Origin of the sequence: Bradyrhizobium sp. 31Argb (assembly GCF_043638955.1) — a bacterium.
Lineage (GTDB): Bacteria > Pseudomonadota > Alphaproteobacteria > Rhizobiales > Xanthobacteraceae > Bradyrhizobium.
The window spans coordinates 24,076-47,161 of record NZ_JBEGDB010000037.1; the positions used below are offsets into that span (position 1 = coordinate 24,076).

A 23,086-nucleotide genomic window follows, 5' to 3' on the forward strand; every position below is an offset into this window, starting at 1 on the left:
GCGGCAGCATGTCGCTCGGCAACATCATGCACGCATTGCCGGTGCCGGCCGGGAACGTGATCTGGTGGGCGCTGACCGATGCCAACGGCAAGGCCAACGTCGTGATCAACGCGACGGTCGACCTGAGCGGCCTGTGGACCAATGCTTCGAACGGCGCTGACGACAATTCGCGGCTCGCTTATCTCGACGGCGGCGACCTGACGATTTCGAGCACCCGTGCGATCACGCTCCGGTCGGGCTCCGTCGTTGACGTCTCCTCCGGCGGCGCCATTCTTGCCAACGGGAAGACGCGGGGCGGCTCCGGTGGCGATGTCAGCCTGCTGACCAATGACTATTCGCATTTTGCGGACTCGGAATTCATCGGCGCCGATCTATCGTCGCCGCTCGCGCTTGATGGCAAGATCCGCGGCTATGGTTTCAATGGCGGCGGCACGCTCACCATCAATGCGGGACAGTCTGTCGTCATCGGTCAGGCCACATCGGGATCAGGTGCACAGCTGGTGCTGGCGCCTGATCTTTTCGAGACAGGCTTCACCCGTTACGACATCCGCAGCACGTCGGGCATGACCATCGCTGACGGCACCAACGTTGCGCCCGTGGTGCCGGTCTATCGTTTCACGTCGGCTAGCTACAGTGCGCCGACCGGGACCGCCATGGCAGCCGCCGCGGAGACCTGGTTGCCGCCGACTTATCTCGACGATTCCGTTGCGAGCAAATTGACCCAGCGCGTCGGCGCCGATCTGACGCTGACGAGCCTATATGATTTCGACATGCGGCCGGGGTCCTCGATTTCGCTCGATCCAGGCCGTGCCGCGACGATCTACGCCAATCGCCAGACCACGATCGATGGCAACATCACGGCGCACGGCGGCAAGATCCTCATCACCAGCCTGCAGGACCAGCCGGGCGACATCCGTTACAACCAGGGCAACGGCATCTACACGCGGACCCGGTCGATCTGGATCGGCGATGACGCCACGCTCGACGTTTCGGCGCGTGCAGTGACAGCGACGGGCACGAGCGGCATGACCTATGGGGTCGTGCCGGACGGCGGTTCGATTGCGCTCGGCGGCACCGGCGCGACGGACAAGTACGGATATCTGATTCCAAGCAATGCCTTCGTGATCATCCGCCCGGGCGCTGTGCTCGATGCGTCCGGGACCTCGGCGTTGCTCGATATCTCGTCCGGCGGCGGCCTGCAGCGGGCGCAGGTGGCAAGCGATGGCGGTACCATCGCCCTTTATTCGGGGCTCGGCATGTACATCGACGGGACGCTGCGCGCCGCGGCCGGCGGCATCGGCGCCTCGGGCGGCACGCTCCTGCTCGCCGCGATCAGCCCTCTGTATTATGCGGCGCCCGCCAGTCCGACCAATCCTTATGGGATTGGCGACATACCGGCTGACATGCAGACGATGCGCAATCTCACGATTACGCAGCATCAGCGGCCGAGCGGACTTGCATCCAACCTCGCGCCGGGCGAAGCCGACCCGACGCTCAAGGTCGGCGAGGCTGCCATCAGTGTCGATCAGATTCACGCAGGCGGTTTTGATGCACTGTCGCTGTTCACGCGCGACCTGTTCGTGTTCAACGGCAATGTCGATCTTGCGATGAATCGCAGCATTGCGCTGACCGGCGGCATTCTGAGCGCGGCCGTCGATGCCCAGCATATCACCGTCAACCTGACGGCGCCCTATGTAAACCTGACCGGCTGGCACGGCTTCGATCACGGTTCGTTCGCGGGCTATGATCCTGCGCTCAACGTCTCAGGTCCGAGCATGAACACGGCTGCGGACTCGACATTCACGGTCTCGGCCAGCCTGATCGACATTTCTGCCGATGTTCGTTTCGGTGTGCACGGGCTGCACGGCATGGGCTACATCAGCGTTCCGGATCCAAACAGCGGCGTATTGGCTCCAATTCTTCCCGTGGATGCGCCTGGCTTCAAGCACGTCACGCTGCAGAGCGCCGGCGACGTGCGCTTTGGCTCCGGCAACGTTTTCACGCCCGGCGATCTGGCGATCCAGGCTTCACAGCTCTATCCGTTGAGCAACGCGACCGCGACCGTGACGGTTGGCCAGGTCTTGGGGCCGAATGACAGCATAACGACTGATCTCGATACCGTGCTGACGATTCGCGGCAATGGCGGGCCAGTGCCGGATGTTCCTCCCACCGTTTTCGGAAAACTTGCATTCGTCGCAGCCACGATCGATCAGGGCGGCATCGTGCGTGCGCCGCTGGGGGCGGTGTTGCTGAACAACAATTACGGCCTGAACGCCAACGTGCCGCCCGCGACGGTGATTTTCCGCGCCGGCAGCATCACGTCGGCCAGCGCGAACGGGCTGACGTTGCCGTTTGGCGGCACCTCGGATGGTATTGCCTACCAAGGTGCGGACGGCACGCTGGTTGACCTTGGCCTCCAGACAAGCGTGAACGGCAACGTCATCATCACGACCGGCATCTCGGTGCTGGCCACGTCGATCGTGGGTGAGAAGGGCGCGATCCTCGATCTCTCGGGCGGTGGCAACCTGACGGGGGCCGGCTTCATCAGCGGCCGCGGCGGCTCGGTCGACGTGTTGAAGACGGCGCTCGTCAACGCCAATCCGGTGAACAGCTACAGTTCGGCAAACGCGAAGGTCTATGCCATCGTGCCGGGCTACGCGTCGGCCTACGCGCCTGTGATCGCGACCAAGGGCGCCGGCGATCCGGCGATCGGCCAGCAGGTCACGATCCCCGGCGGCGTGGCGGGGCTGCCGGCCGGAACGTACACGCTCATGCCGTCAAGCTATGCGCTGTTGCCCGGTGCCTTCCGTGTCGAGCTCGGAGCGACGAGCAATACGGTCGTCTCGCCGGTCAGCATGGCCAACGGCTCGATCGTGACGTCAGGCTATCTCGGCGTCGCCAACGCGGGCATTCGGGATGCGTTGCCGACGCAACTGATCCTGACATCTGGTCGAACGGTGCGAAGCTATTCTCAATACAATGAGATGAGCTACAGCGAGTTCGCGCGCAGCCAGGCCGCGACCTTCGGTGCCGTCCGGCCGCGTCTGCCGGAAGACGGCAAGGTGCTGGAGCTGATGCTTAACGCATCTTCGGGCAGCGGAAAATCGCTCTCGTTCCAGGGCACCACCTTGTTCGGCGGCATCAGCGACGGTATCTCCGGCAGTCTGTTCGTCTCTTCCACGGTATATGGAGGGCAGATCGACATCACCGCGCCCGGCGCGGCGCCGATCGCCGGCCATACGTCGATCTCGAGCGACGCTATCAATGCCTTCAATGCCGACACCTTGCTGATCGGCGGTTACAGCACCTACTACAACGATACGACGAGGGGCACCGGCGGACGCATCTACTTTTCGAGTGAGTCCTCTGTGAACATTCTCGATGGCGCCGCCGTGCGCGCTGGCCAGGTGTTCCTCGTCGGCAAGAACATCGATGTCGCAAGCGGTGCCACGATCGACACCCGCGGCCTCGGTGCGCGCGGGCTTGATTCGAGCCTGGGTTACATGTTTGGCAACGTAACGTCAGAGGCCAACTCGTCCTTGTTTGCGAGTGCGCCGGCGGTCCTGGCCGTCGCAAACGGCACGTTCAATTTCCTGCCCGTGGTCGGAGCGGGTTCGATCAACATCGACAGCGGCGCCACGCTGCTTACCAATGGCAGCATCGTGCTCGCCGCTCCTGGTTCGCTCACGATGGGCAACGTCAATTTCGGTGCGCGTTATCTGACCGTGACGCAGGATGTAATCAATGCGGGTACCGACGCGGCGCTCGCCGCGGCACAGGCCGCGGGTCAATTGCCGTCAGGCTGGAATTTGACGCAGGCCGCACTCGACAAGCTGCTGCATCCTTCGACAACCGCGGGCGTCCCGGCGCTTGAGCAGCTCACGTTGACGGTTGGGGGCTCCTTCAACCTCATCGGCAGCGTTGCGCTCGACGCGCGCGGTCAGTCCGCTGGCAGCAAGGAGGTGCAGTTCGTCATCAACACGCCGGCGATCTACGGCCTCGGGAACGCTGGCGACACTGCGAGCATCACCGCAGATACCCTGATCTGGAACGGCATCCGGACCGGCAACGGCCTACCCGACACGGGCGGCGTGCCCTATGGGAGCAAGGCGCCGGCAGCGGTTGTGCCGGGCGGCCCGGGGACGGGCAGCGGAACGCTCAACATCGCCGCCAAGGACATCGTCTTCGGCTACGACGCCAACAGCCGGATCACCGATGGCGCGACGCTCGAACGCCTCGCGCTCGGATTTGCCAACGTCAATGCCTCGGCCAGCGACAGGATCTCCGCCAATAGCGACGGCTCGCTAAAGGTCGGGCTGTCAAAGGATGGTTCCGGCAATCTGCAGGGCGGCAACCTTACTCTCACGACGCCACTGTTGACTGCGACAGGCGCCGCAACGATGGCCTATAACGCTGGTGGCGTGGTTCGCGTTGTCGCGCCTGCGGGTGGCGCGGCCGCGACCGGCGCAATCGCGGATCTTGGCGGCACGGTCTCCATCAGCGGTGACACCATATTCCTTGACACCGCGGTTGCTTTGCCAAGCGGCAAGCTGACGTTGAGCGCAACGAACAACATCGATCTCGGCGCCAACGCGGTGATCGACCTTTCCGGGCGCAGCACCACCTTCTACGACGCCACCAAATATAGCTCGGGCGGCGATCTGATACTGCAAAGCGCCCATGGCAACATCGCGCAGGCCGCCGGTTCGAGCATTGATGTGACGGCGGCGAACAACGACGCCGGGACCATTATGGCCACCGCCACTGACGTGGCGCACGGTCTCGTGCAACTCGGTGGCACGCTGAAGGGGGCTGCGACCGGCGGCTACAATGACGGCCAGATCAGCATCGCGGCGCAAAATCTCGGCGACTTCGCGGCACTGAACCTGAAGCTGAACGACTCCGGCTTCTTTGGCGCGCGCACCTTCAACATCAAGCAGGGCAACCTCGTTGTCGGAAACGAGGTGAGGGCACACAACGTAACCATCTCCGTGGATGGCGGCAGCCTGACGGTCAATGGCACCATCGATGCCAGCGGCGCCAAGCCCGGCAATATCCGTCTTGCAGCGCGGGACGATGTCACACTTGCATCCTCGGCTGTCTTGGATACCCACAGCACGGTTCTGCAGACCGACAGCTACGGTGCTCCGATCGAGGCGAACAACACGGCGCACGTTGAACTCACGACAAAGAATGGCACGTTGACATTGTCGCCGGGCGCCACCATCGACATGCGCGTCACTGATCCTGCAAATGCTGACGGATCAGGCAACCCGATTGCCTATGGTCATCTCGAACTCAACGCGCCCCGGATCGGAACGGCCTCCGGTACCAGCGCAACGGGTAGCGACGGACCGGCCAACGCCACAGGCGACAGCATCGCTGTTTCCGCGACGGGACCGCTCAACATCGTGGGCGCCTCGAGCATCGCGCTGAACGGGTTTGCGACTTACAAGAATGCGCCAGTCGATCCGAACGATGCCAATGGCCAGATCATCGATCAGGATTGGCTCGATCTCGTCAACCAGGACAGCAAAACCTTCATCAGTAACATCTATGGCGGCAACGTCGCCGGCGGTCAGCTGACCGATGAGCTGAAGACCAAGATCGCCGGGCTGCTCGATGCCAAATACAACTCCGGATTCCATGTCCGGCCCGGCGTCGAAGTCCAGAGCAAGACCCCGAACGGTAATCTGTCCACGTCAGGCGACATCGATCTGTCCGGTTACCGTTATGGACCGAACGTGACGTCGGTTCGCGGCTCAGGCGAACCGGGCAAACTCGTCGTTCGCGCCGGGGGCAATCTCAACATCAACGGCAGCATCAACGACGGCTTCGCGCTGCCGCCGGACTCGCCGGATGCACTCACCACGCTGCTTGCCCCGGGCACGCTCACGGACACCTATACCGTGACGGATAGCGGCGCAATCTTGACACGCGGATCCAGTCTTCCGAACACCGGTAGGATCAACATGGCTCTGCCGCTCGCCGGCACCGAGGTCGACGATACCCCGCTATTGTCGAATCCAGTTCCCGTCGATCTCGTTTTGACGGCGGAGTTCGACCCCCTCCCGGGCAGGAAGCTTATGGCGGGCACAATCTACAATCCGGACGGGACCGTGATGTATAAGGCCGGCGATACTATCCCGGCGACGACATGGCCTATCGGCACCAAGGTCTCCGCTGGAGTCTACTTCAATAGGATATTGGTGAACACAAGCTTCCCCTGGTTCGTTAACGGCACTCTTCCGCCGGGCGCCGATCTGAGTATTTTCGGCGGCTATACTTTCACGCAGGATACAGTAATGCCGGCGGGTACGGTGTTGCCGGTTGGAACGGTTGTCGTCAGCTTGACCGCTGCAGGCGATCGGAAGGTGTGGGCGACGTCGCCGATGTTGGCGCCCGGCACGCAATCGTGGTCGATGCGGCTTGTCGGCGGCGCCGATCTTGGCAGCGCCGACAGCCGGACGTTGCAGACAACGTCAAGCCTTGCAGGCGCGGGCAATGTTGTGCTCTCCGATCCCTTCACCGTGAATCTGCAGGGCAGCGGAAGCCCGAGTGCCGGCTTCAGCGTCGTGCGCACCGGCACGGGTGATCTCGAAATCCTCGCTGGTGGCAACTACACGCAAAGTTCGCCGTTCGGCGTCTACACGGCTGGTACCGCGATCGCCGAAACAGGAACGTCGGCCAATGATCCCTTCAATGTCGCCCGCGGACGCATGCCTGATGGGACCGTGCTTGGTGCGGCCAACCCGGCCTATGAGGCCACGCTTAACTCGCAATTCATGTACTACACCGAGCACGGCGGTGATTTCCTGCTGACGGCGCAAGGCGATATCAGCGGAAATCAGACCCAGGAGTCGGCCGTGGTCGGCGACTGGCTCTGGCGGCAGGGCGGCGCTGGACTTGGCCAGGCGACAGCTTGGGGCACCAACTTTGGTAGCTATACCGCAGACCTCGTGAGTTCGAAATCGATGCTAAAGCTGTCGGGCTTCTCGGGCATGGGGGCACTGGGCGGCGGCAATGTCACGCTGCGGGCGGGCGGCGACATCGGTAATGCCGGACGGGGTGTTGTCGTTGCCGTCGGCGGCAGCGGACGTGTCATCGATGGTCGTCTTGTTCAGACCGGTGGCGGAACGCTGTCGGTGAGGGCGGGCAATAGCATCGGTGGCGGCGGCAACCAGTTTGTTGATCTGCGCGGCGACATTGGCGTCACGGCCGGCAATTTCGGCAGCCTGAATGCAACAAATTTCGGCTACTCTCTTGATGATCCGCGGCCGCTCAATTTGCTCGTGCCTTACGCAATGATCAAGGTCTCGGGCGGATCGTTCGCACCGGGGGATGGTGCCGTCGACATTCGCGTCCGCGGTGATCTCTCCGTCGGCGACATCATCGATCCCGGCCGCGCCGGCGTTAATCAGCAGACGGATGCCAGCACGTCAGTCGGGGCCGGTCAGGGCGTCGCCTGGTTCACGCTCTGGACGGCACGGACGGCGGTCGATCTGTTTGCGGCAGGCGGCGACGTGTCGCCGCTATCCGATACCGGCGGATTGGTACCGCAATCCAAGACGCTTTTCCTGCCATCGATCCTGCGGGCCACTGCGGCGAACGGAAGCATCTATCTCAACGGCGGCAACGAGATGTTGCCGTCGCCGTCCGGGCAGGTTGAGTTGCTGGCGCGAGGATCGGTCATTCAGGTCGGCCTCGGCGGGGACACGCTCGGCTTCGGCCCGCTCTCGACCTCGTTGTCATCTCTTGCCACGCCGTTCAATCCTGGCTGGGCGCTGCTCCAGGGGACCAATCAGTGGGCCCTTGTCGATTCGAATTATTGGGGTGATCCCAACTCGCCGGTCGACGCCCCCGGAGGCTGGCGCGCGTACCGGTACGACTATAATTCGCAAGGGCACGCCTATGATGGACCAGGTGGCTATCCATTCGTGTTCGGACCGAACACCGTGACCGATGCCAGTGCACTCGGCGGCCCGCTATCGCGTATCTATGCCGTCGACGGCGATGTTCTCGGTATTCGCTATGGCGAGATCTTTACCAGCAGCCAGTTTATCAACGGCAGGACCGTGACAACGGACAATTACCGCGCGGCGAAGCCGGTGCAGATCTTCGCTGGCGGCGACATTGTCAGTGTAAAGGGACTGATCCTGCAGGACGATCCGACCGCCGTTTCGATGATCGTCGCGCAAGGCAGCGTCATTTACCCGAGCCTTGATGTTGCTGGCCCCGGCACGCTCGAGGTGACGGCGGGCAAGAACATCTATTTTGGATCGACGGGAAACATCGAGAGCATCGGTCCGTTGATGACAGGCGATAACCGCCTGGGTGCCAGCGTGGTGCTGCAGGCCGGAGTCGGTGCGGGCGCGCCGGGTGTCGGGCAGGTGGATTGGACCGGCTTTGCCAAGCTCTATCTCGATCCGGCCAATCTCGTTGGTCCAGGCGCGCTTGCCAATCAACCCGGCAAGGTCGCCAAGACCTACGACCAGGAGCTTTTACAGTGGCTCAAGGACCGCTTCGGCTATGCCGGAGCGTCGGAGGGTGCGCTGAGCTTCTTCCTGACCCTGCCGGGTGAGCAGCAGCGGGTCTTCCTGCGGCAGGTCTACTACGCCGAACTGACGGCCGGCGGTCGTGAATATAACGATCAGGCGGGTTCGCGGCACGGTTCGTATCTCCGCGGACGCAACGCCATCGCGGCACTATTCCCCGCGGAGGACGCCTATCGCGGCGACATCCGGCTGTTTACCGCCGCCTCCGGGGTCGGAGCGAAGGTCAACAGCGGTTATGTGCACACCGATCGCGGCGGCGACATCCAGTTCCTGGCGCCGGGCGGCCTAGTCACCATCGGCACCGAAGGGCTGGCGCCGGGAGCCGATGCGGGTCTGATCACCCAGGGCAAAGGCGACATCCAGATCTATTCGAAGGGGAGCATCCTGCTCGGCCTGTCGCGCATCATGACGACGTTCGGCGGCAATATTCTCGCATGGTCCGCCGAAGGCGACATCAACGCCGGCCGTGGATCGAAAACCACGGTGATCTTCACCCCGCCGCGCCTCGTCTACGACAACTATGGCAATATCAGTCTCTCGTCGCAGGCTCCCTCCACGGGCGCTGGCATCGCGACGCTCCAGCAGATCGCCGGAATGCCGCCCGGCGACGTCGACCTGATCGCGCCGCTCGGCATCATCGATGCGGGCGAGGCGGGCATCCGTTCCTCGGGCAACGTCAACCTGGCGGCGCTGCAGATCCTCAACGCCGCGAACATCCAGGCCCAGGGCAATGTCACCGGCGTTCCCATGGTGCAGGCGCCGCCGGTCGCGGCATTGGCCTCCAGCAATAACATGACGGCAGCGACGCAACAGGTTCAGCCGACCGCGCCCAGCAACAATGATCGCCCTTCGATCATTATGGTCGAGTTCCTCGGGTATGGTGGCGGGGACAAATCGACGCCCGAAGATACCGACCAAGGTAATACCCGCGACCGACGGAGCCAGAACCAGACGCACTACGACCCCAACAGCATGTTCCAGATCGTTGGCAGCGGCGAGCTTACTGACGAGCAGAGAAAGTTGCTGACGGGCGAAAGGACGGAAACCGCTCATTGAGCCGCAACTGTTGCTGGGGCCTTGTTCGCGCTCAAATTTGTCCATGATGGGCAGGGCGGGCCCGCAGTTGCTCTAGCGGGCCAGCGCAACATCAGGCAGGTCGTCCCCATCACCGCTGTGGCGAGCACGTTCGACCAAAGCGCGGCGCTGCTGGCCAGTCCGACATAGCGCTGGCCGAAGGTCGGGAAGTAGCACGTTATCGGGCCTTATGACCGCTTTCTGCCGGCTGCACAGAGAGAGTTTCCGCCTATCGTTTCGTCATGCGAACACTCGGGCTGGACCGCTGCGTCATCGTCCAGCCAAGCATCCGGTGCGCTATCGTGCCATGCCCGGCGACGGCGATGTGCTCGATGCCTTGTGGGCGTGGCTGCCGGACGAGCAAACCGTGAGACACGTGCTCGTAGAAAATCCTGAAAAGCTCTATGGCTTCGCCGCAAAGCCGTGACCATCATGCCATGTAAGCCGAGTTGCGCAGAAAGATTAGACGTGACAGAACCAAACAGGTGCCCCCCATGGAAGAGCGCTCCGAGTTAGCGGAAAGAATTCTCGATCAAACGGCCGATGCGGTGATTTACGCCGATCGCTCCGGCACGATTGCCCGCTGGAATCCCGCCGCCACCGCGTTGTTTGGCTATTCGTTGGAGGAGGTGCTCGGCCAAAGCCTCGATCTGATCATCCCGGAGCATCTGCGGGCCGCGCATTGGCGCGGCTTTGAGGCCGCAATGACTGGCGGCGTCATGAAGCTTCAAGGCAAGCCCACGCTGACCCGCGCCTTGCACAAGAGCGGACGCAAGGTCTACGTTGAGATGACATTCGCGATCGTCAAGGACAGCGCCGCTGGCGAAGTGCTTGGCTCGGTTGCCGTGGCACGAGACGTGACCGAACGCATCGAACGAGAGCGTGCCGCGACCCGTGCCTCCTGAGATGTTCGCAGATGCCACTTTCAACCGGCCCGGCAGGATCGTTGATGCGTCCGTGATAGCCAAGTTTTCTTGGACGTCCGGCAATGCCGCCATCGACGCTGCGTCAATCACGGCCCTCTAAGGCACGATCGAGGCGGGGGCCTGCGCGAAAACGAGGAAGTCTGCTATGCGGTTGTCTAGAGTCGCTGTTTTGATGCTTAGCGCTGTAGCTACAGGCTCAATGTCCGTATCTGTAGCGATGGCCGCTTCTGACTGTCCCAGATTACTGGAAGTAGCGGATTGGGGCGAGAATTCGACCGGCGACATTAGCGTCACCTCTGGAGAAAGTTGCCTATTTCCGATTACGATACGCGGCACGGTGAGTAGCTCGGACATTTCACAGAAGCCGGCGCACGGCAGCTTGAAAAAGCTTAACATGACGACTTACGAATACAGGGCGAAGGCTCGGTATAAGGGAAGCGATACCTTTGCCATCAAAGCAGTGGGACAGGGGCCGACGGCTTCTGGCACATCGGTAATCACTGTGCACGCGACGATCAAATAGCGTTGCGCGGGTCCACAGCGCCAGTGCCCGCACCGGGCTGCCGGCGGCACCACACAATAGAGGTTAGCGCCAACCAAGCGCGGGAGCGATGTGAGTCAGGATCGCCTCGATGACGTGCGCGTTGTAATCCACGCCGAGCTGATTGGGCACGGTCAAGAGCAGCGTATCGGCCTCCGCGATAGCTTCATCCTTGGCCAATTGCGCAATCAGCACGTCCGGCTCGGCGGCATAGCTGCGGCCGAAGATTGCTTTGGTTTTTTCGTCGATGAAGCCGACCTGGTCCGCGTCCTGACCACTGTGTCCAAAGTAGGCGCGGTCCCGGTCGTCGACCAGCGCGAAGATGCTGCGGCTGACTGACACGCGAGGCTCGCGCTTGTGACCAGCCGCGCTCCAGGCCTCGCGGAAAGCCCGGATCTGGTTGGCTTGCTGGACGTGGAACGGCTCTCCGGTCTCGTCGTCCTTCAGGGTGGAGCTTTGCAGGTTCATGCCCAGCTTGGCCGCCCAGACCGCGGTGGCGTTCGACCCGGCGCCCCACCAAATGCGGTCGCGCAAGCCTTCCGAGTACGGCTCGAGGCGCAAGAGGCCTGGAGGGTTCGGAAACATCGGATGCGGATTGGGCTTTGCGAAGCCCTCGCCGCGCAGCAGCTCGAGCAGGATCTCCGTATTGTGCCTGGCCATGTCGGAAGCGGTCTCGCCGTCGCGTGGAACGTAGCCGAAGTAGCGCCACCCATCGATGACCTGCTCGGGTGATCCGCGGCTGATGCCGAGTTGCAAGCGCCCACCGGCAATGAGGTCGGCCGCGCCCGCATCCTCGGCCATGTACAGCGGGTTCTCATAGCGCATGTCGATGACTGCCGTACCGATCTCGATCCGGCGGGTCTTGGCGCCTACGGCTGCCAGCAACGGAAACGGCGAGGCGAGCTGACGAGCGAAATGATGCACACGGAAATGCGCACCGTCCGCTCCCAACTCTTCGGCGGCAACGGCAAGATCGATGGATTGCAGAAGGGCGTCGGATGCCGATCGCGTCTGCGATTGCGGTGAAGGCGTCCAATGCCCGAACGATAGAAAGCCGATCTTTTTCATAGACATTCAGTGTAAACCCTTGGGACGCACATTCGAGGTTGCTGCCCGTCAGCAATCCGGATCAGATGCGCGCGAGCGCGTGAACGCCCTGTGCGCACGATCCGCCGCAGCAGGTTGCGAGCGTCGAGTAGCATGATTGACCTATATTTTGATAGATTCGATGAGGCAATATCCCGGCGTCATGGCTAGCGGTACCGTAGAACGTGTCGAATTTAATCTGCAGAATGGACAATAGCGATATGAATGAACAGACGACCCCGCATGGCCCGCGGAGCACGCTGCTGGCGGTTGAAGATACCGAATTTCTGCTTCGCGACGAGATGCGATCGATTCGCTTTGCCCTCGAATATGCCAAAGCCGAACTCGCGTTGCGGGATTGGGGGATCCGTTCGACTATCATCGTTTTTGGCAGCGCGCGTGTGCCGTCTCCGGAGCAGGCTGCGGCCGCCGCCGAAGCGGCTCGGACGGAGGCCGAGAAGAAGGTGGCCGAGAGATTGCTGCAGCAATCGGAGTTCTACCAGGTCGCGCGCGAATTCGGGCGCATCGCTTCGCAACGCGGCGGCGCCTTCGATCCCAAGAACCGATGGCGGGACAATGTCGTCGCCACTGGCGGCGGCCCCGGCATCATGGAGGCGGCAAACCGAGGCGCGTCCGACGTCGGTGCTCCAAGTATCGGATTCAACATCACCCTGCCACATGAGCAGAGTCCCAATCGCTACATCACACCAGAGCTCAGCTTCCGATTTCACTACTTCGCAATGCGCAAAATGCATTTGGCCATGCGTGCGAACGCTCTGGCGATTTTTCCCGGTGGTTTCGGAACCATGGACGAGATGTTCGAGGTGCTGACGCTGCAGCAAACGCGGAAGGCCCCTCCAGCGCCCATTGTGCTGTTCGGCGAGAGGTATTGGCGCAAAATCATTAACTTCGAGGCCCTCGTCGAGGAGGGCATGATTTCTGCGGCCGACCTCGGTCTCTTTGAATTTGCGGAGACCGCGGAAGACGGTTGGGCCTCACTGGTTCGCCGTGGCTTGCGTGCGCATGGTACTACCCCAGCCGGTTGATCGGCGACGGACGGCGCGGAGCAACCGGTATCCACTTTTCCGGATCATGCCCTAGTCATGCAGGAGCATGTCGCCCGCCACCGGATCGCTGACGCGTACGCGTTCTGCCTTCGATGCAATTTGCAAGTCAGACCTGTCCGCGAGGGGGAGGGCGCAGGCTGAATCGTCGTCACGAGGTTGCCGCGGCAACAGCAGCAAGATTGAACCTGTCACAACCAGGGCCGCAAGCCGGATCGCGATCACACCCAGCAAGATATCCGATCCGCTCGCGGCAGAATGATTTTTCATCATCGCAGCATGACCGACACGGGTAGGCTGGACAATCTGGAAATACCGGCGACTGCCTTCGCCAGGAACGAAGGCTTATCGCGATTGTCTGACTGCGACGGTGCACTTCAGGCTCGACACGCATCCGTCTAGCTCGCCAGATCTCGTCGGCGCAGTCGGCAATATGGTTAGACCCAGCCACCATCGACGATGTAGTTCTGGTTGGTGCAGGCGCCGCTGTCGTCGGCGGCGAAGAAGAGGACGACGCGGGCGATGTCGTCCGGCACCAGCTTGCGCTTAAGGCATTGCCGCTGCATGATTTCGGCCTCACCTTCGGGCGTCAACCATAGATCCTGCTGCCGCTGGGTCATGATCCATCCGGGCAGGATGGAATTGACCCGCACATTGTTCGGCCCAAGATCGCGGGCGAGCGCACGGGTTAGGCCCTGAACCGCGGACTTGGCGGTGGTATAGCAGGGCATGTTGCCCTGGCCGATTACCCAACTCACCGAGCCGATATTGACGATCGAACCGCCCCCTGCCTGGATCATATCCGGCGCGACCGCCTGGGCGCTAAAGAACTGATGTTTCAGATTGACCGCGATCCGCTCGTCCCAGTATTCCGGCGTGACGTCCTCGATCGCGTGACGGTCGTCGCGGGCCGCGTTATTGACCAGGATGGTGATCGGTCCGAACGCCTCGCGGACGCCTGCGACCGCGCGTTTCAGGGCGGCGATGTCGCGTAGATCGGCGTGCTCGAAGTGCACACTCGCATGCGCCGGCAGGCTGGCCACCAGCCGCTTTGAGACCTCCACATCGATGTCGATGAAACCGACCCGCGAGCCTTGGCTGACGAACCGGCGGACGATGGCCTCGCCGATGCCGGAACCGCCGCCGGTCACCAGTACAGTCAGGTCCTTGAGACTTGGATAGATGGCGCCCTGCATTGGCATCCTCTCGATTTTGCGCCTGAAGGGCGTCGGTTGCGTTGGCTGCGGCTCAAACAAGGGCCACGGCTCCCGGTGTTCACTCGGTCGTCTCGATGTGGCTTCGGTCCACGACCCGCAGCGTCCGCCGCACCATGCCGTCGACAATTGCCGCCGACTCGCTTGGACGCACATATATTGCCGTGGACTTGAGCAGCCACGGTAACACAGCCTGGTCGAGCCGCTCCTCATAGGCGCGGCGCATCATGTCAAATGCCTGCAGGCCGGGGCCCGCCAGGATGACATGGTGCGGGCGCAGCACCGATATCGTTGCGGCGACCGCCTCTGCAAGCGCGTGGCCTGCCTGCCGGAATAAGTGCTCGATACGGGGATCGCCGCCCAGTGCTCGCTCGCGCAGCAGAGCCATCTGCGCCTCGGACGGCTGCTGCGACGCCGCCGGCGGCAGGTCAAGAAAGGTGCGGGCGTCGCGGTAGAGCGCATAGTCGGCGAGATAGGCCTCGATGCAGCCGCGCTGGCCGCAGCGGCATTGCGGACCGTTCGGCGCCAACTTGACATGGCCGATCTCGCTGCCGGCGCCGGCGCCCCAGCGCGCTTCACCGTCGACAACGACGCCCATCCCGACGCCGTGGCCGACCATGATCGTGGCCGAGAGGCCCTGCGCCAGTGCCGGCTCCGCGGCTGCGAGGGCCAGCGCAACTGCGACAGCGTCGTTCGCCATCACGACCTCGACCCCGAATGCCTGACGCATCGGCTTCGCCAGATCGATGTCGGTGACCGACAGCGCCGGGCTCCACAGATGCCGTCCGGTGTCGGCGTTCACGATGCCCTGCAGCGCAATCCCGATTCCCAACAGCCGATGGCGCGGCGTTGCCGTCGCGTCAAGCACAGCATCGATCTGCGCGATCATGAGATCGCACAACGCATCTGCATCGAGAGCGCGCGTCGTGAGTGCAAGTCGCGATTGCGCCAAGCCAGAGCCACTGAAGTCCGCGATCAGCGTCTCAATCAGGTTCATGCGTAGCGAGACCGCAATGATGCGGCCAAACTCCGGATTCAGGGTCAGCAGTACCGCCGGCCGGCCACGGCGACGGCCATTCAGCCCGTCCGCATCCTCTTCGTCGGTATCGTCGGGCCACGACGTCGCCGCCCCGGTGTCGGTCTCGGCCTCGCACAACAGTTCTTCCGCTATCAGTCTCGACGTTATGGCCGAAATGGCCGCGAAGCTCAGCCCCGTGCTGCGGGCGAGCTCCACGCGCGGCAATGGTCCCTGACGTCGCAAGACTTCGACGAGGCGGCCGCGATTCGATCCGCGGGCCACGCTTGAAGCACGTCTCGGCGGCTCGGGCTGCTCATCCATGCGGCCATTTTTAATTCGTTCAGTGAAATTAATCAACGCGTGAGACGCAGGAGATGGCCAAAAAGAACAATAAAGGCTACCTTATCGTACCAATTATACTATCGTTGCGCGAGAAAATCGGCAACAACATCCTTGACTCGAGATTGTGTTCCGATAATTTATTCGTAGTGTAAACAAAATAAGGCGCAAGAAGCGCCGCGCGTGGATCCCCTCATACCGGGGTGACGACAGGGAGGTGCACATGAAGAGCTCAATGAAGACATTGATCGTGCCGCTGCTGGCGGGCGCAGCCGCGCTCGTGATGGCCACTGGGGTGGTGCAGGCGCAGCAGAAAAAGACAATCGCGCTGGTGACCAATGTCGCGGCTGACTTCTGGACCATCGCCGGCCGCGGGCTCGAGAAGGCGCAGAAGGAGCACCCGGAATACAATATCGAGTTGATCGTCACCAACGATGGAACCGCGGCGGGCCAGCGGCGCGAGTTGGACGACCTGCTGGTACGCGGCGTCGCCGGCATCTCTATCTCTGTAGACGATGCGCCGCACGCAACCGAACAACTCAACAAGGTTGCGGCCAAGACCGTGTTGATCACGACGGACAGCGACGCGCCGCAGAGCAATCGTCTCGCCTATATCGGCACCGACAACGTCGCGGCTGGGCGGCAGGCGGGCGAGGAGATCAAGAAGGCGCTGCCGAATGGCGGCAAGATCGCGCTGTTTGTCGGAACGATGGACGCTGATAACGCCCGCGAGCGTGTGCAGGGTATCAAGGAAGCGATCGCCGGCACCAAGGTCGAGCTGGTCGACGTGTTCACCGACCAGGTGGACTTCGCCAAGGCTAAGGCGAATATGGAGAACGTACTCGTCAAATATCCCGACATTGCGCTGTTGTCCGGCCTGTGGAGCTACGAGACACCGCTGATCTATGACGCGGTGAAGGCAGCGGGCAAGGTCGGCAAGGTGAAGATTGTCGGCTTCGACGAGGACCAGCGCACGCTGCGGGGCATTTCCGACGGCACGATCGAATCCACGGTCGTGCAGCAGCCGTACGAGTTCGGCTATCTCTCCGCCACCAACATCATCAAAACGCTGAACGGCGACAAGTCCTGGATCCCAGCGGACAGCAAGCTGATCGTGCCGACCAAGGTGATCAGCAAGTCCAACGTCGCGGAGTTCACCGCATCTCTGAAGGAACTGCTGAAGAAGTGACTTCAGTATGCTTCACCGCCGGGCTGCCACAGGCGGCCGGGCGTTGTGCGGGAGGAAACGCCAAATGGCGGAAACGCTGCTTGAACTTGCCGGGATCAGCAAGACTTATCCCGGTGTCAGGGCCCTCGACAACGTCAACCTGCGCGTGTACCGCGGCGAGGTGCTGGGCCTGATCGGTGAGAACGGCGCTGGCAAATCGACGCTGATGCGTGTGCTGGGCGGCGTGATCGCGCCGAGCGAGGGCGTGATCCGCATCGGCGGCAACGACCACGCCCGGATGACGGTGAGCGGGGCGACGCGGGCCGGCGTCGCCTTCGTGCACCAGGAACTGAACCTGTTCGAGAATCTCGACGTCGCGGCCAACGTATTCATTGGGCGCGAGAAGCTTATTGGCGGCCCGCTGAAGCTGGTGGACAACGCGGAGATGCGCGCCCGCGTGACGCCGCTGCTGGAGCGGCTGGGCGCCGATTTCACGCCGAACACGCTGGTCGACGACCTGTCCATCGCGCAGCGTCAGATGGTGGAGATCGCCAAGGCGCTCTCGATTGACGCCCGCGTGATCATCATGGACGAGCCGACCTCCAGCCTGACAATTTCGGAGACAGAACGGCTGCTGGAGGTGATTGCCGACCTGAAGGCGCACGGCATCTCAGTGATCTTTATCTCTCACCGGCTGGGCGAGATCATGACCTGCGCTGACCGCGTCGTGGTGCTGCGCGACGGGCGCACGGTAGGGGAGCTGGCGCGGGACGAGCTGAGCCATGCCGCAATGATCCGGCTGATGATCGGCCGCGACTTGAAGGCGCTGTATACGCCGCCGAAACGGCCGTCGCAGCCGGGCGGCTGCGACATCGTCGGCCTCGTGACATCAGCCTTTCCCGACCGGCAGATTAATCTTTCCGTGCGGCGCGGCGAGATTCTTGGCCTGGCAGGGCTCGTGGGCGCCGGCCGCACCTCGCTCGCCCGCGCGGCCTTCGGCATTGACCCGCTGCTGGGTGGCGAGATCAGGATCGACAACGCGCCGGTCGGTGTCGCGTCGCCGCGGGACGCGATCAGGCAAGGGATCTATCTGGTGCCGGAGGACCGCAAGAAATCCGGGCTAGTGCTTGAACTGCCGATCCGGGAGAACGTGACGCTCGCGAGCTTGCTGAACTATGCGCGGATGTGGCTCGTAAACGGCGCGGCCGAGCGCAAGGTCGCGAAAGAACAGGTTAGGAGCCTGTCCATAAAGGCGCCGAGCATCGATATCGAGGCCGTGACGCTCTCCGGCGGCAACCAGCAAAAAGTGGTGCTGGGCAAGTGGCTTTCCATGCAGCCGCGAGCGATGTTCTTCGACGAGCCGACCCGTGGCATCGATGTCGGTGCCAAGAGCGAGATCTATGTGCTGATGCGCGACCTCGCCGACCAGGGCGTCGCGATCGTGATGATCTCCTCGGACATGGAGGAGGTCATCGGCGTCTCCGACCGGGTGGCGGTGATGCATGAAGGGAGTGTCAGCGGCGTGCTCGAGCGCGAGCAGTTCAGCGAATACAACGTGTTGCGGCTGGCGGTCGGCCAAGCGCTGGAAACCATGGAAGCTGTTGCGCCATGATGAAGAAAGAACTTGGCCTGTGCCTGCTGCTGGTGGTGATCTCCGCCATCACGGGCGCCATCAACCCAGCCTTCCTATCGTTGGTGAACTTGCTGAATATGGCCAATCTGATCGGCCTGTTCGGCGTGTTCGCGCTCGGCGTGGGGCTTGTGATCATCACCGGAGGCATCGACCTTTCGGTCGGCTCGATGTTCGCGCTGCTTGGCGTCGTATTCGTCGACCTTCTGACGACTTATCAGATTTATTGGCCCTTCGCGCTGCTGCTGGTCCTGCTGGGCGGACTGGCGCTAGGGGGCATCCAGGGTTTCCTGATCACACGGCTGAAAATGCAGCCCTTCATCGTGACACTGTGCGGGTTGCTGATCTATCGCGGCGCCGCCCGCTACTATACGAGCGATTCGACACGCGGCTTCGGCTACGGTGACGAGGCCAGCACACTGAGCAACATCGCCTCCGGCAATATCGCGGGTATCCCGAACACCTTCGTCTTCCTGATCATCCTTGCGCTGATCCTCGGCGTGCTGCTGCACCGCTCGGTCTACGGGCGCTGGCTCTATGCCGTGGGCAAAAACGAGGAAGCGGCGCGCTTCTCCGGTATCAACACGGATATCGTGATCGCGACCGCCTACATCATCAGCGGCGGGCTCGCCGGGGTTTCGACCGTGTTGTTTGTGTTCTACACCAACTCGGTCTCTCCAAGTTCGTTCGGCAACTTCTACGAACTCTATGCGATCGCGGCTGCCGTCCTGGGTGGGTGCAGCCTGCGCGGCGGCGAGGGCTCCATTCTCGGTATCGTGCTGGGGACGGCGCTGCTGCAGGTGCTGCAGAACCTGGTGAACATCCTGGGCATTCCCAATTCCCTGAACTTCGCAGTGATGGGGACGGTGATTCTGCTCGGCGTGCTGGCGGATCAGCAATTGCAGAGCCGTCGGCGGCGCAAGATGGTGCTGGCCGGCCTGGCCCGTACGGCGCCGAAATCGACACTTGTGCAAGGAAAGCAAAGCGCATCACCGCGCGGCGCGGCTGCGTTGCCAACGAGTATGGGCGATCAGGCATGACAGTTCGATAGAGAACCACGACCAGGCGCTCCAGATGGCCGCTTCTTCGGCAGCCAAAATCGGCGTGTGCTGGGAAGGGAGCACGTTCCAGGCGCGAGGCTTTGGGCGGGGACGTGACACAAAATAAGCAAAGCCGGGGACGCTGGGAGTACCACAAGATGTTTTTGCATAGGTCTGTAAACGCCGCACGTGTGTGCGGCGTGGGGATTGCTTTGTCGTCTCTGTTGAGCGGAGGAGCGCATGCGGCCGATTTTTCAACGAAAGCTCCGCCCCTTCCTTATGTCGCGGCGGATGATTTCTGGACAAGGCCATACCTGTTTGGCGATCTCGGCAGGACCAAGCTGAAGGAGCAGGGCATCGATATTGGCCTGACGCTGGGTAATGAATCCGTCGGCAACCTGTCGGGCGGAAACAGGAATACCGCGGCCAACGCCGGACAACTGTGGTTCGGGGCCAAGCTCGATATGGCGAAGCTTGCCGGCATCCCGGGCGGCACGGTCGGCCTCACGCTGGTCCAGCGTTTCGGCGACAACCTGAATACCGAGGCAGGCATTCCGGCCTTGCAGTTGACCAACGAAGTTTTCGGCCGCGGCAATATCTTTCGCCTGACCCAACTCTACTACTCGCAGAAGCTGTTCGATGACCGCCTTGAACTGAAGGGCGGCCGTCTTCCAGTCGGCTCCGACTTCTTCTTCGGTCTGTGCGAGTTCATCAACCTGACCTTCTGCGGCGGCCAGCCCGGCAACATCCTGGGGGGCTACATCTACAACTGGCCGGTGAGCCAATGGGCCGGTGTCGTCCACTACAACTTCGCCAAGGAATGGACGTTTTCGGTCGGCGTCTACGACTCCAATCCGAATTATCTGACGACCTCAGAACCCAGCACGTACTTCTTGCCGGGCATCCCCTCCTCAAAACCAGTCTCGGGTGTATTCGTGCCGATGGAGCTGACCTGGAGCCCGAGCGGTGCCCTGTACGGGACCTGGAGATTGGGCGGCTGGTACGACAGTCAGTCGACGATTGATGGTGGCCTCCCGGGTATCATTGTTACCATCCCGGGTGTCGGCGGTGTTCCGGATCAAAATCTGGGAGATCAAAGAGGCCGCTTCGGCGTTTATGAGTCGATCCTGCAGCGGTTGACCGTTGATGGTCCCGGCGCGCTGGGTTGGTATACCTTCCTCAATACGACCGTCGCCGATCACCGGACGTCGTACCAGGATTACCAGATCGCCTGGGGCGTCAAGCACACCGGAACGTTCGCGTCGCGCCCCCAGGACGAAGTCGGCTTCGCGGTGGGCACGACCCACGTGAACTCGGCCGCTCTCAGCCCGAATGCAGGCGGTAACGAAGTTCCGATCGAAGCTTGGTACGGTTGGCAGGCAACCGGCTGGATGAACCTCAAATTCGACGTCCAGTATGTGATCAATCCCGGCGGGCGCGGGTATAATGCCGACGGCGTGAAGACCGACAATGCCTGGGTTCTTGGTATGCGCACCGAGGTCCACTTCTGAATGGTAACCCCTCACGTTGCCGGGCAGCCGGTCTTGGAGTTGAAAGGCATCGGCAAGGAGTTCGGTGCCATTCGCGCGCTGCACGGGGTCGACATGCGCATCTTCCCCGGCGAGGTGGTTGGCTTGATGGGAGACAACGGCGCCGGCAAGTCGACGCTCGTCAAGATCATCGCCGGCAATTTCCCGCCGAGTCACGGAGAGATTCGCTTTGACGGCAAGGCGGTTCATTTCGCCCGTCCGATCGATGCCCGCGCGGTCGGAATCGAGGTGGTCTACCAGGACCTCGCGCTCGCCGATAATCTCACGGCGGCAGCCAATGTCTTCCTCGGCCGCGAGCTCAAACGCAAATTTGGTCCATTCGCCTTTCTCGATCACAAGGCGATGGCGGCGCGTGCGCTGGAATTGTTCGGAGAGCTGCGGTCGGAGACCCGTCCGCACGACCTCGTCAAGCAGATGTCGGGCGGTCAGCGTCAGGCGGTGGCGATCGCGCGGACGCGGCTCTCCAATGCCAAGCTCGTGATGATGGACGAGCCGACGGCCGCGATCTCGGTCCGCCAAGTCGAGCAGGTCTTAAGCCTGATTCACCGCCTGAAGGAGCAGGGAGTCGCGGTGATGCTGATCTCGCACCGCATGCCCGACGTGTTCGCGGTCTGCGACCGCGTCGTCGTCATGCGCCGCGGCGAGAAGCGCGCCGACAAGGCGATCGGCGACACCAGCCCCGAGGAAGTCACCTCCCTCATCACGGGAGCGAAGGAGGCCGCGTGATGGCCACGCCCCCGGAATCTCCCATCATCACCTTCACCAATGTCGGCAAGGCCAAATGGTGGCAGAGCGGCATCTTTGCCTCGCAGACCGGTTACGTCCTGCTCGCGCTTGTGGCGCTGTTCGTGGTGATGAACTTCGCGAGCCCCTATTTCTTCACCGAAGGCAATATGCAGAATGTGGCGAAGAATTTTTCCTTCATCGCCATCGCGACGCTCGGCGTGACCTTCGTCATTATCACGGGCGGCATCGATCTCTCGGTCGGCTCGATGATGTGCTTTTCCGCGATGATCACCTCGATGGTCATGACGCACATCTCGACGCCGGGCACGCCTGCCGCGGAGTGGTTCGTGCATTTGGCCGCCGACGGCAAGACCGTGATCGCCAATGTGCCGGGTTTGATCCTGCTCGTCTCGCTCCTGGCGGGGCTCGGCGTCGCGCTGATCGTCGGCCTCGTCAACGGCTTCTGTATCGCGGTGCTTGGGCTATCGCCTTTCGTCACCACGCTCGGCATGCTCTCGATCGTGCGCGGCCTCGGCTACGTCGTCTCCAACGGCCGCGGCAGTTTTCCCGGCGGCCCCGACGCCGATTATTTCTATGCGCTGACATCGGGCGTTGTGTTCGGCATGCCCGCGCCGTTCATCTATCTCGTGGTTCTCGCGGTCGCGATGGCGGTCGTGCTGCATCACACCAGTTTCGGCCGTCACGTCTTTGCCCTCGGCGGCAATGAGAAGGCGGCCGCGCTGACTGGCATTTCGGTCGTGCGGGTGAAGGTCGAGGTCTATGTGATCTGCGCGCTCGCGGCGGGTCTGCAGGGCATCATCATCTCCGGCTGGCTCGGATCGGCGCCGGCAAACATGGCGACGTCCTACGAGCTCAACGTCATTGCGGCCGCCGTCATCGGCGGTGCCAATCTCGCCGGCGGCGTCGGCGGCCCGCTCGGGGCCATTGTCGGCTGCGTGCTGCTCGAGGTGATCCGCAACGGCCTCGTGCTCGCGCAGGTCAACTCCTATTGGCAGCAGGCCCTCGTGGGCGTGATCATCATCGTGGCGGTGCTGGTCGATCGCATCCGATCGCGCATGGCCTAGGCCGTGTGGACAGTTACCTTATCCAGAGCAGAGTGGCGGCAATGGCGACGACGGCGAAGTAGTTTCGCGC

13 protein-coding genes are annotated in these 23,086 nt (G+C 62.4%); 9 read left to right on the top strand and 4 right to left on the bottom strand.

Annotated elements, in window-relative coordinates:
- Nucleotides 1-8: 8 nt before the first annotated feature.
- A complete protein-coding gene (locus AAFX91_RS10240) occupies nt 9-9,611 on the top strand; it encodes a filamentous haemagglutinin family protein (RefSeq protein WP_394566369.1) in 9,603 nt (3,200 codons plus the stop codon).
- 512 nt (nt 9,612-10,123) lie between these two features.
- On the top strand, nt 10,124-10,534 hold the full coding sequence (locus tag AAFX91_RS10245; RefSeq protein ID WP_394566370.1) for a PAS domain S-box protein: 411 nt from the start codon (nt 10,124-10,126) through the stop codon (nt 10,532-10,534).
- A gap of 607 nt (nt 10,535-11,141) precedes the next feature.
- Here the strand turns inward: AAFX91_RS10245 and AAFX91_RS10250 are convergent.
- Nucleotides 11,142-12,164, bottom strand: coding sequence for an LLM class flavin-dependent oxidoreductase (locus AAFX91_RS10250; RefSeq protein ID WP_394566379.1), 1,023 nt, complete (start codon nt 12,162-12,164; stop codon nt 11,142-11,144).
- Nucleotides 12,165-12,403: 239 nt separating this feature from the next.
- On the opposite strand from AAFX91_RS10250, the gene AAFX91_RS10255 reads away from it, so the two are divergent.
- Nucleotides 12,404-13,228 (top strand): LOG family protein, encoded by an 825-nt coding sequence (locus AAFX91_RS10255; protein WP_394566371.1) that lies wholly within the window; start codon nt 12,404-12,406, stop codon nt 13,226-13,228.
- 51 nt (nt 13,229-13,279) lie between these two features.
- Here the strand turns inward: AAFX91_RS10255 and AAFX91_RS10260 are convergent, their stop codons facing one another.
- From AAFX91_RS10260 to AAFX91_RS10270, 3 genes are all read right to left on the bottom strand, one after another.
- The gene (locus AAFX91_RS10260) at nt 13,280-13,516 is read right to left on the bottom strand and encodes a hypothetical protein (RefSeq protein ID WP_394566372.1); all 237 of its coding nucleotides are present in this window, start codon (nt 13,514-13,516) and stop codon (nt 13,280-13,282) included.
- A gap of 167 nt (nt 13,517-13,683) precedes the next feature.
- Nucleotides 13,684-14,442, bottom strand: a complete 759-nt coding sequence (locus AAFX91_RS10265) for an SDR family NAD(P)-dependent oxidoreductase (protein WP_394566373.1) — start codon at nt 14,440-14,442, stop codon at nt 13,684-13,686.
- Between the two features lie 79 nt (nt 14,443-14,521).
- A complete protein-coding gene (locus tag AAFX91_RS10270) occupies nt 14,522-15,799 on the bottom strand; it encodes an ROK family protein (RefSeq protein WP_394566374.1) in 1,278 nt (425 codons plus the stop codon).
- 241 nt (nt 15,800-16,040) lie between these two features.
- Here AAFX91_RS10270 and AAFX91_RS10275 point away from each other — a divergent pair, with 241 nt between their 5' ends.
- From AAFX91_RS10275 to AAFX91_RS10300, 6 genes are all read left to right on the top strand, one after another.
- Nucleotides 16,041-17,006, top strand: a complete 966-nt coding sequence (locus tag AAFX91_RS10275) for a sugar-binding protein (protein WP_394566375.1) — start codon at nt 16,041-16,043, stop codon at nt 17,004-17,006.
- 64 nt (nt 17,007-17,070) lie between these two features.
- Nucleotides 17,071-18,597, top strand: coding sequence for a sugar ABC transporter ATP-binding protein (locus tag AAFX91_RS10280; protein ID WP_394566376.1), 1,527 nt, complete (start codon nt 17,071-17,073; stop codon nt 18,595-18,597).
- Nucleotides 18,594-19,655 carry an ABC transporter permease gene (locus tag AAFX91_RS10285; RefSeq protein WP_282527907.1) on the top strand — a complete coding sequence of 354 codons (1,062 nt, stop codon included), beginning with the start codon at nt 18,594-18,596 and terminating at the stop codon, nt 19,653-19,655. Before AAFX91_RS10280 ends, AAFX91_RS10285 begins: the two co-directional genes overlap by 4 nt.
- 158 nt (nt 19,656-19,813) lie before the next feature.
- A complete protein-coding gene (locus AAFX91_RS10290) occupies nt 19,814-21,166 on the top strand; it encodes a carbohydrate porin (RefSeq protein ID WP_130582551.1) in 1,353 nt (450 codons plus the stop codon).
- Nucleotides 21,167-21,931, top strand: a complete 765-nt coding sequence (locus AAFX91_RS10295; protein ID WP_394566377.1) for an ATP-binding cassette domain-containing protein — start codon at nt 21,167-21,169, stop codon at nt 21,929-21,931. It begins immediately after the preceding gene.
- Nucleotides 21,931-23,016 (top strand): ABC transporter permease, encoded by a 1,086-nt coding sequence (locus AAFX91_RS10300; RefSeq protein ID WP_394566378.1) that lies wholly within the window; start codon nt 21,931-21,933, stop codon nt 23,014-23,016. The genes AAFX91_RS10295 and AAFX91_RS10300 overlap by 1 nt, the downstream gene beginning before the upstream one ends.
- Nucleotides 23,017-23,086 lie beyond the last annotated feature (70 nt).

Bases quoted from the DNA above. Each gene is read 5' to 3' on its own strand.
- AAFX91_RS10275 (WP_394566375.1), top strand. From the start codon at position 16,041: ATGAAGAGCTCAATGAAGACATTGATCGTGCCGCTGCTGGCGGGCGCA.
- AAFX91_RS10255 (WP_394566371.1), top strand. From the start codon at position 12,404: ATGAATGAACAGACGACCCCGCATGGCCCGCGGAGCACGCTGCTGGCG.
- AAFX91_RS10240 (WP_394566369.1), top strand. From the start codon at position 9: ATGTCGCTCGGCAACATCATGCACGCATTGCCGGTGCCGGCCGGGAAC.
- AAFX91_RS10270 (WP_394566374.1), bottom strand. From the start codon at position 15,799: ATGGATGAGCAGCCCGAGCCGCCGAGACGTGCTTCAAGCGTGGCCCGC.
- AAFX91_RS10285 (WP_282527907.1), top strand. From the start codon at position 18,594: ATGATGAAGAAAGAACTTGGCCTGTGCCTGCTGCTGGTGGTGATCTCC.
- AAFX91_RS10265 (WP_394566373.1), bottom strand. From the start codon at position 14,442: ATGCAGGGCGCCATCTATCCAAGTCTCAAGGACCTGACTGTACTGGTG.
- AAFX91_RS10300 (WP_394566378.1), top strand. From the start codon at position 21,931: ATGGCCACGCCCCCGGAATCTCCCATCATCACCTTCACCAATGTCGGC.
- AAFX91_RS10290 (WP_130582551.1), top strand. From the start codon at position 19,814: ATGTTTTTGCATAGGTCTGTAAACGCCGCACGTGTGTGCGGCGTGGGG.
- AAFX91_RS10260 (WP_394566372.1), bottom strand. From the start codon at position 13,516: ATGAAAAATCATTCTGCCGCGAGCGGATCGGATATCTTGCTGGGTGTG.
- AAFX91_RS10280 (WP_394566376.1), top strand. From the start codon at position 17,071: ATGGCGGAAACGCTGCTTGAACTTGCCGGGATCAGCAAGACTTATCCC.
- AAFX91_RS10245 (WP_394566370.1), top strand. From the start codon at position 10,124: ATGGAAGAGCGCTCCGAGTTAGCGGAAAGAATTCTCGATCAAACGGCC.
- AAFX91_RS10295 (WP_394566377.1), top strand. From the start codon at position 21,167: ATGGTAACCCCTCACGTTGCCGGGCAGCCGGTCTTGGAGTTGAAAGGC.
- AAFX91_RS10250 (WP_394566379.1), bottom strand. From the start codon at position 12,164: ATGAAAAAGATCGGCTTTCTATCGTTCGGGCATTGGACGCCTTCACCG.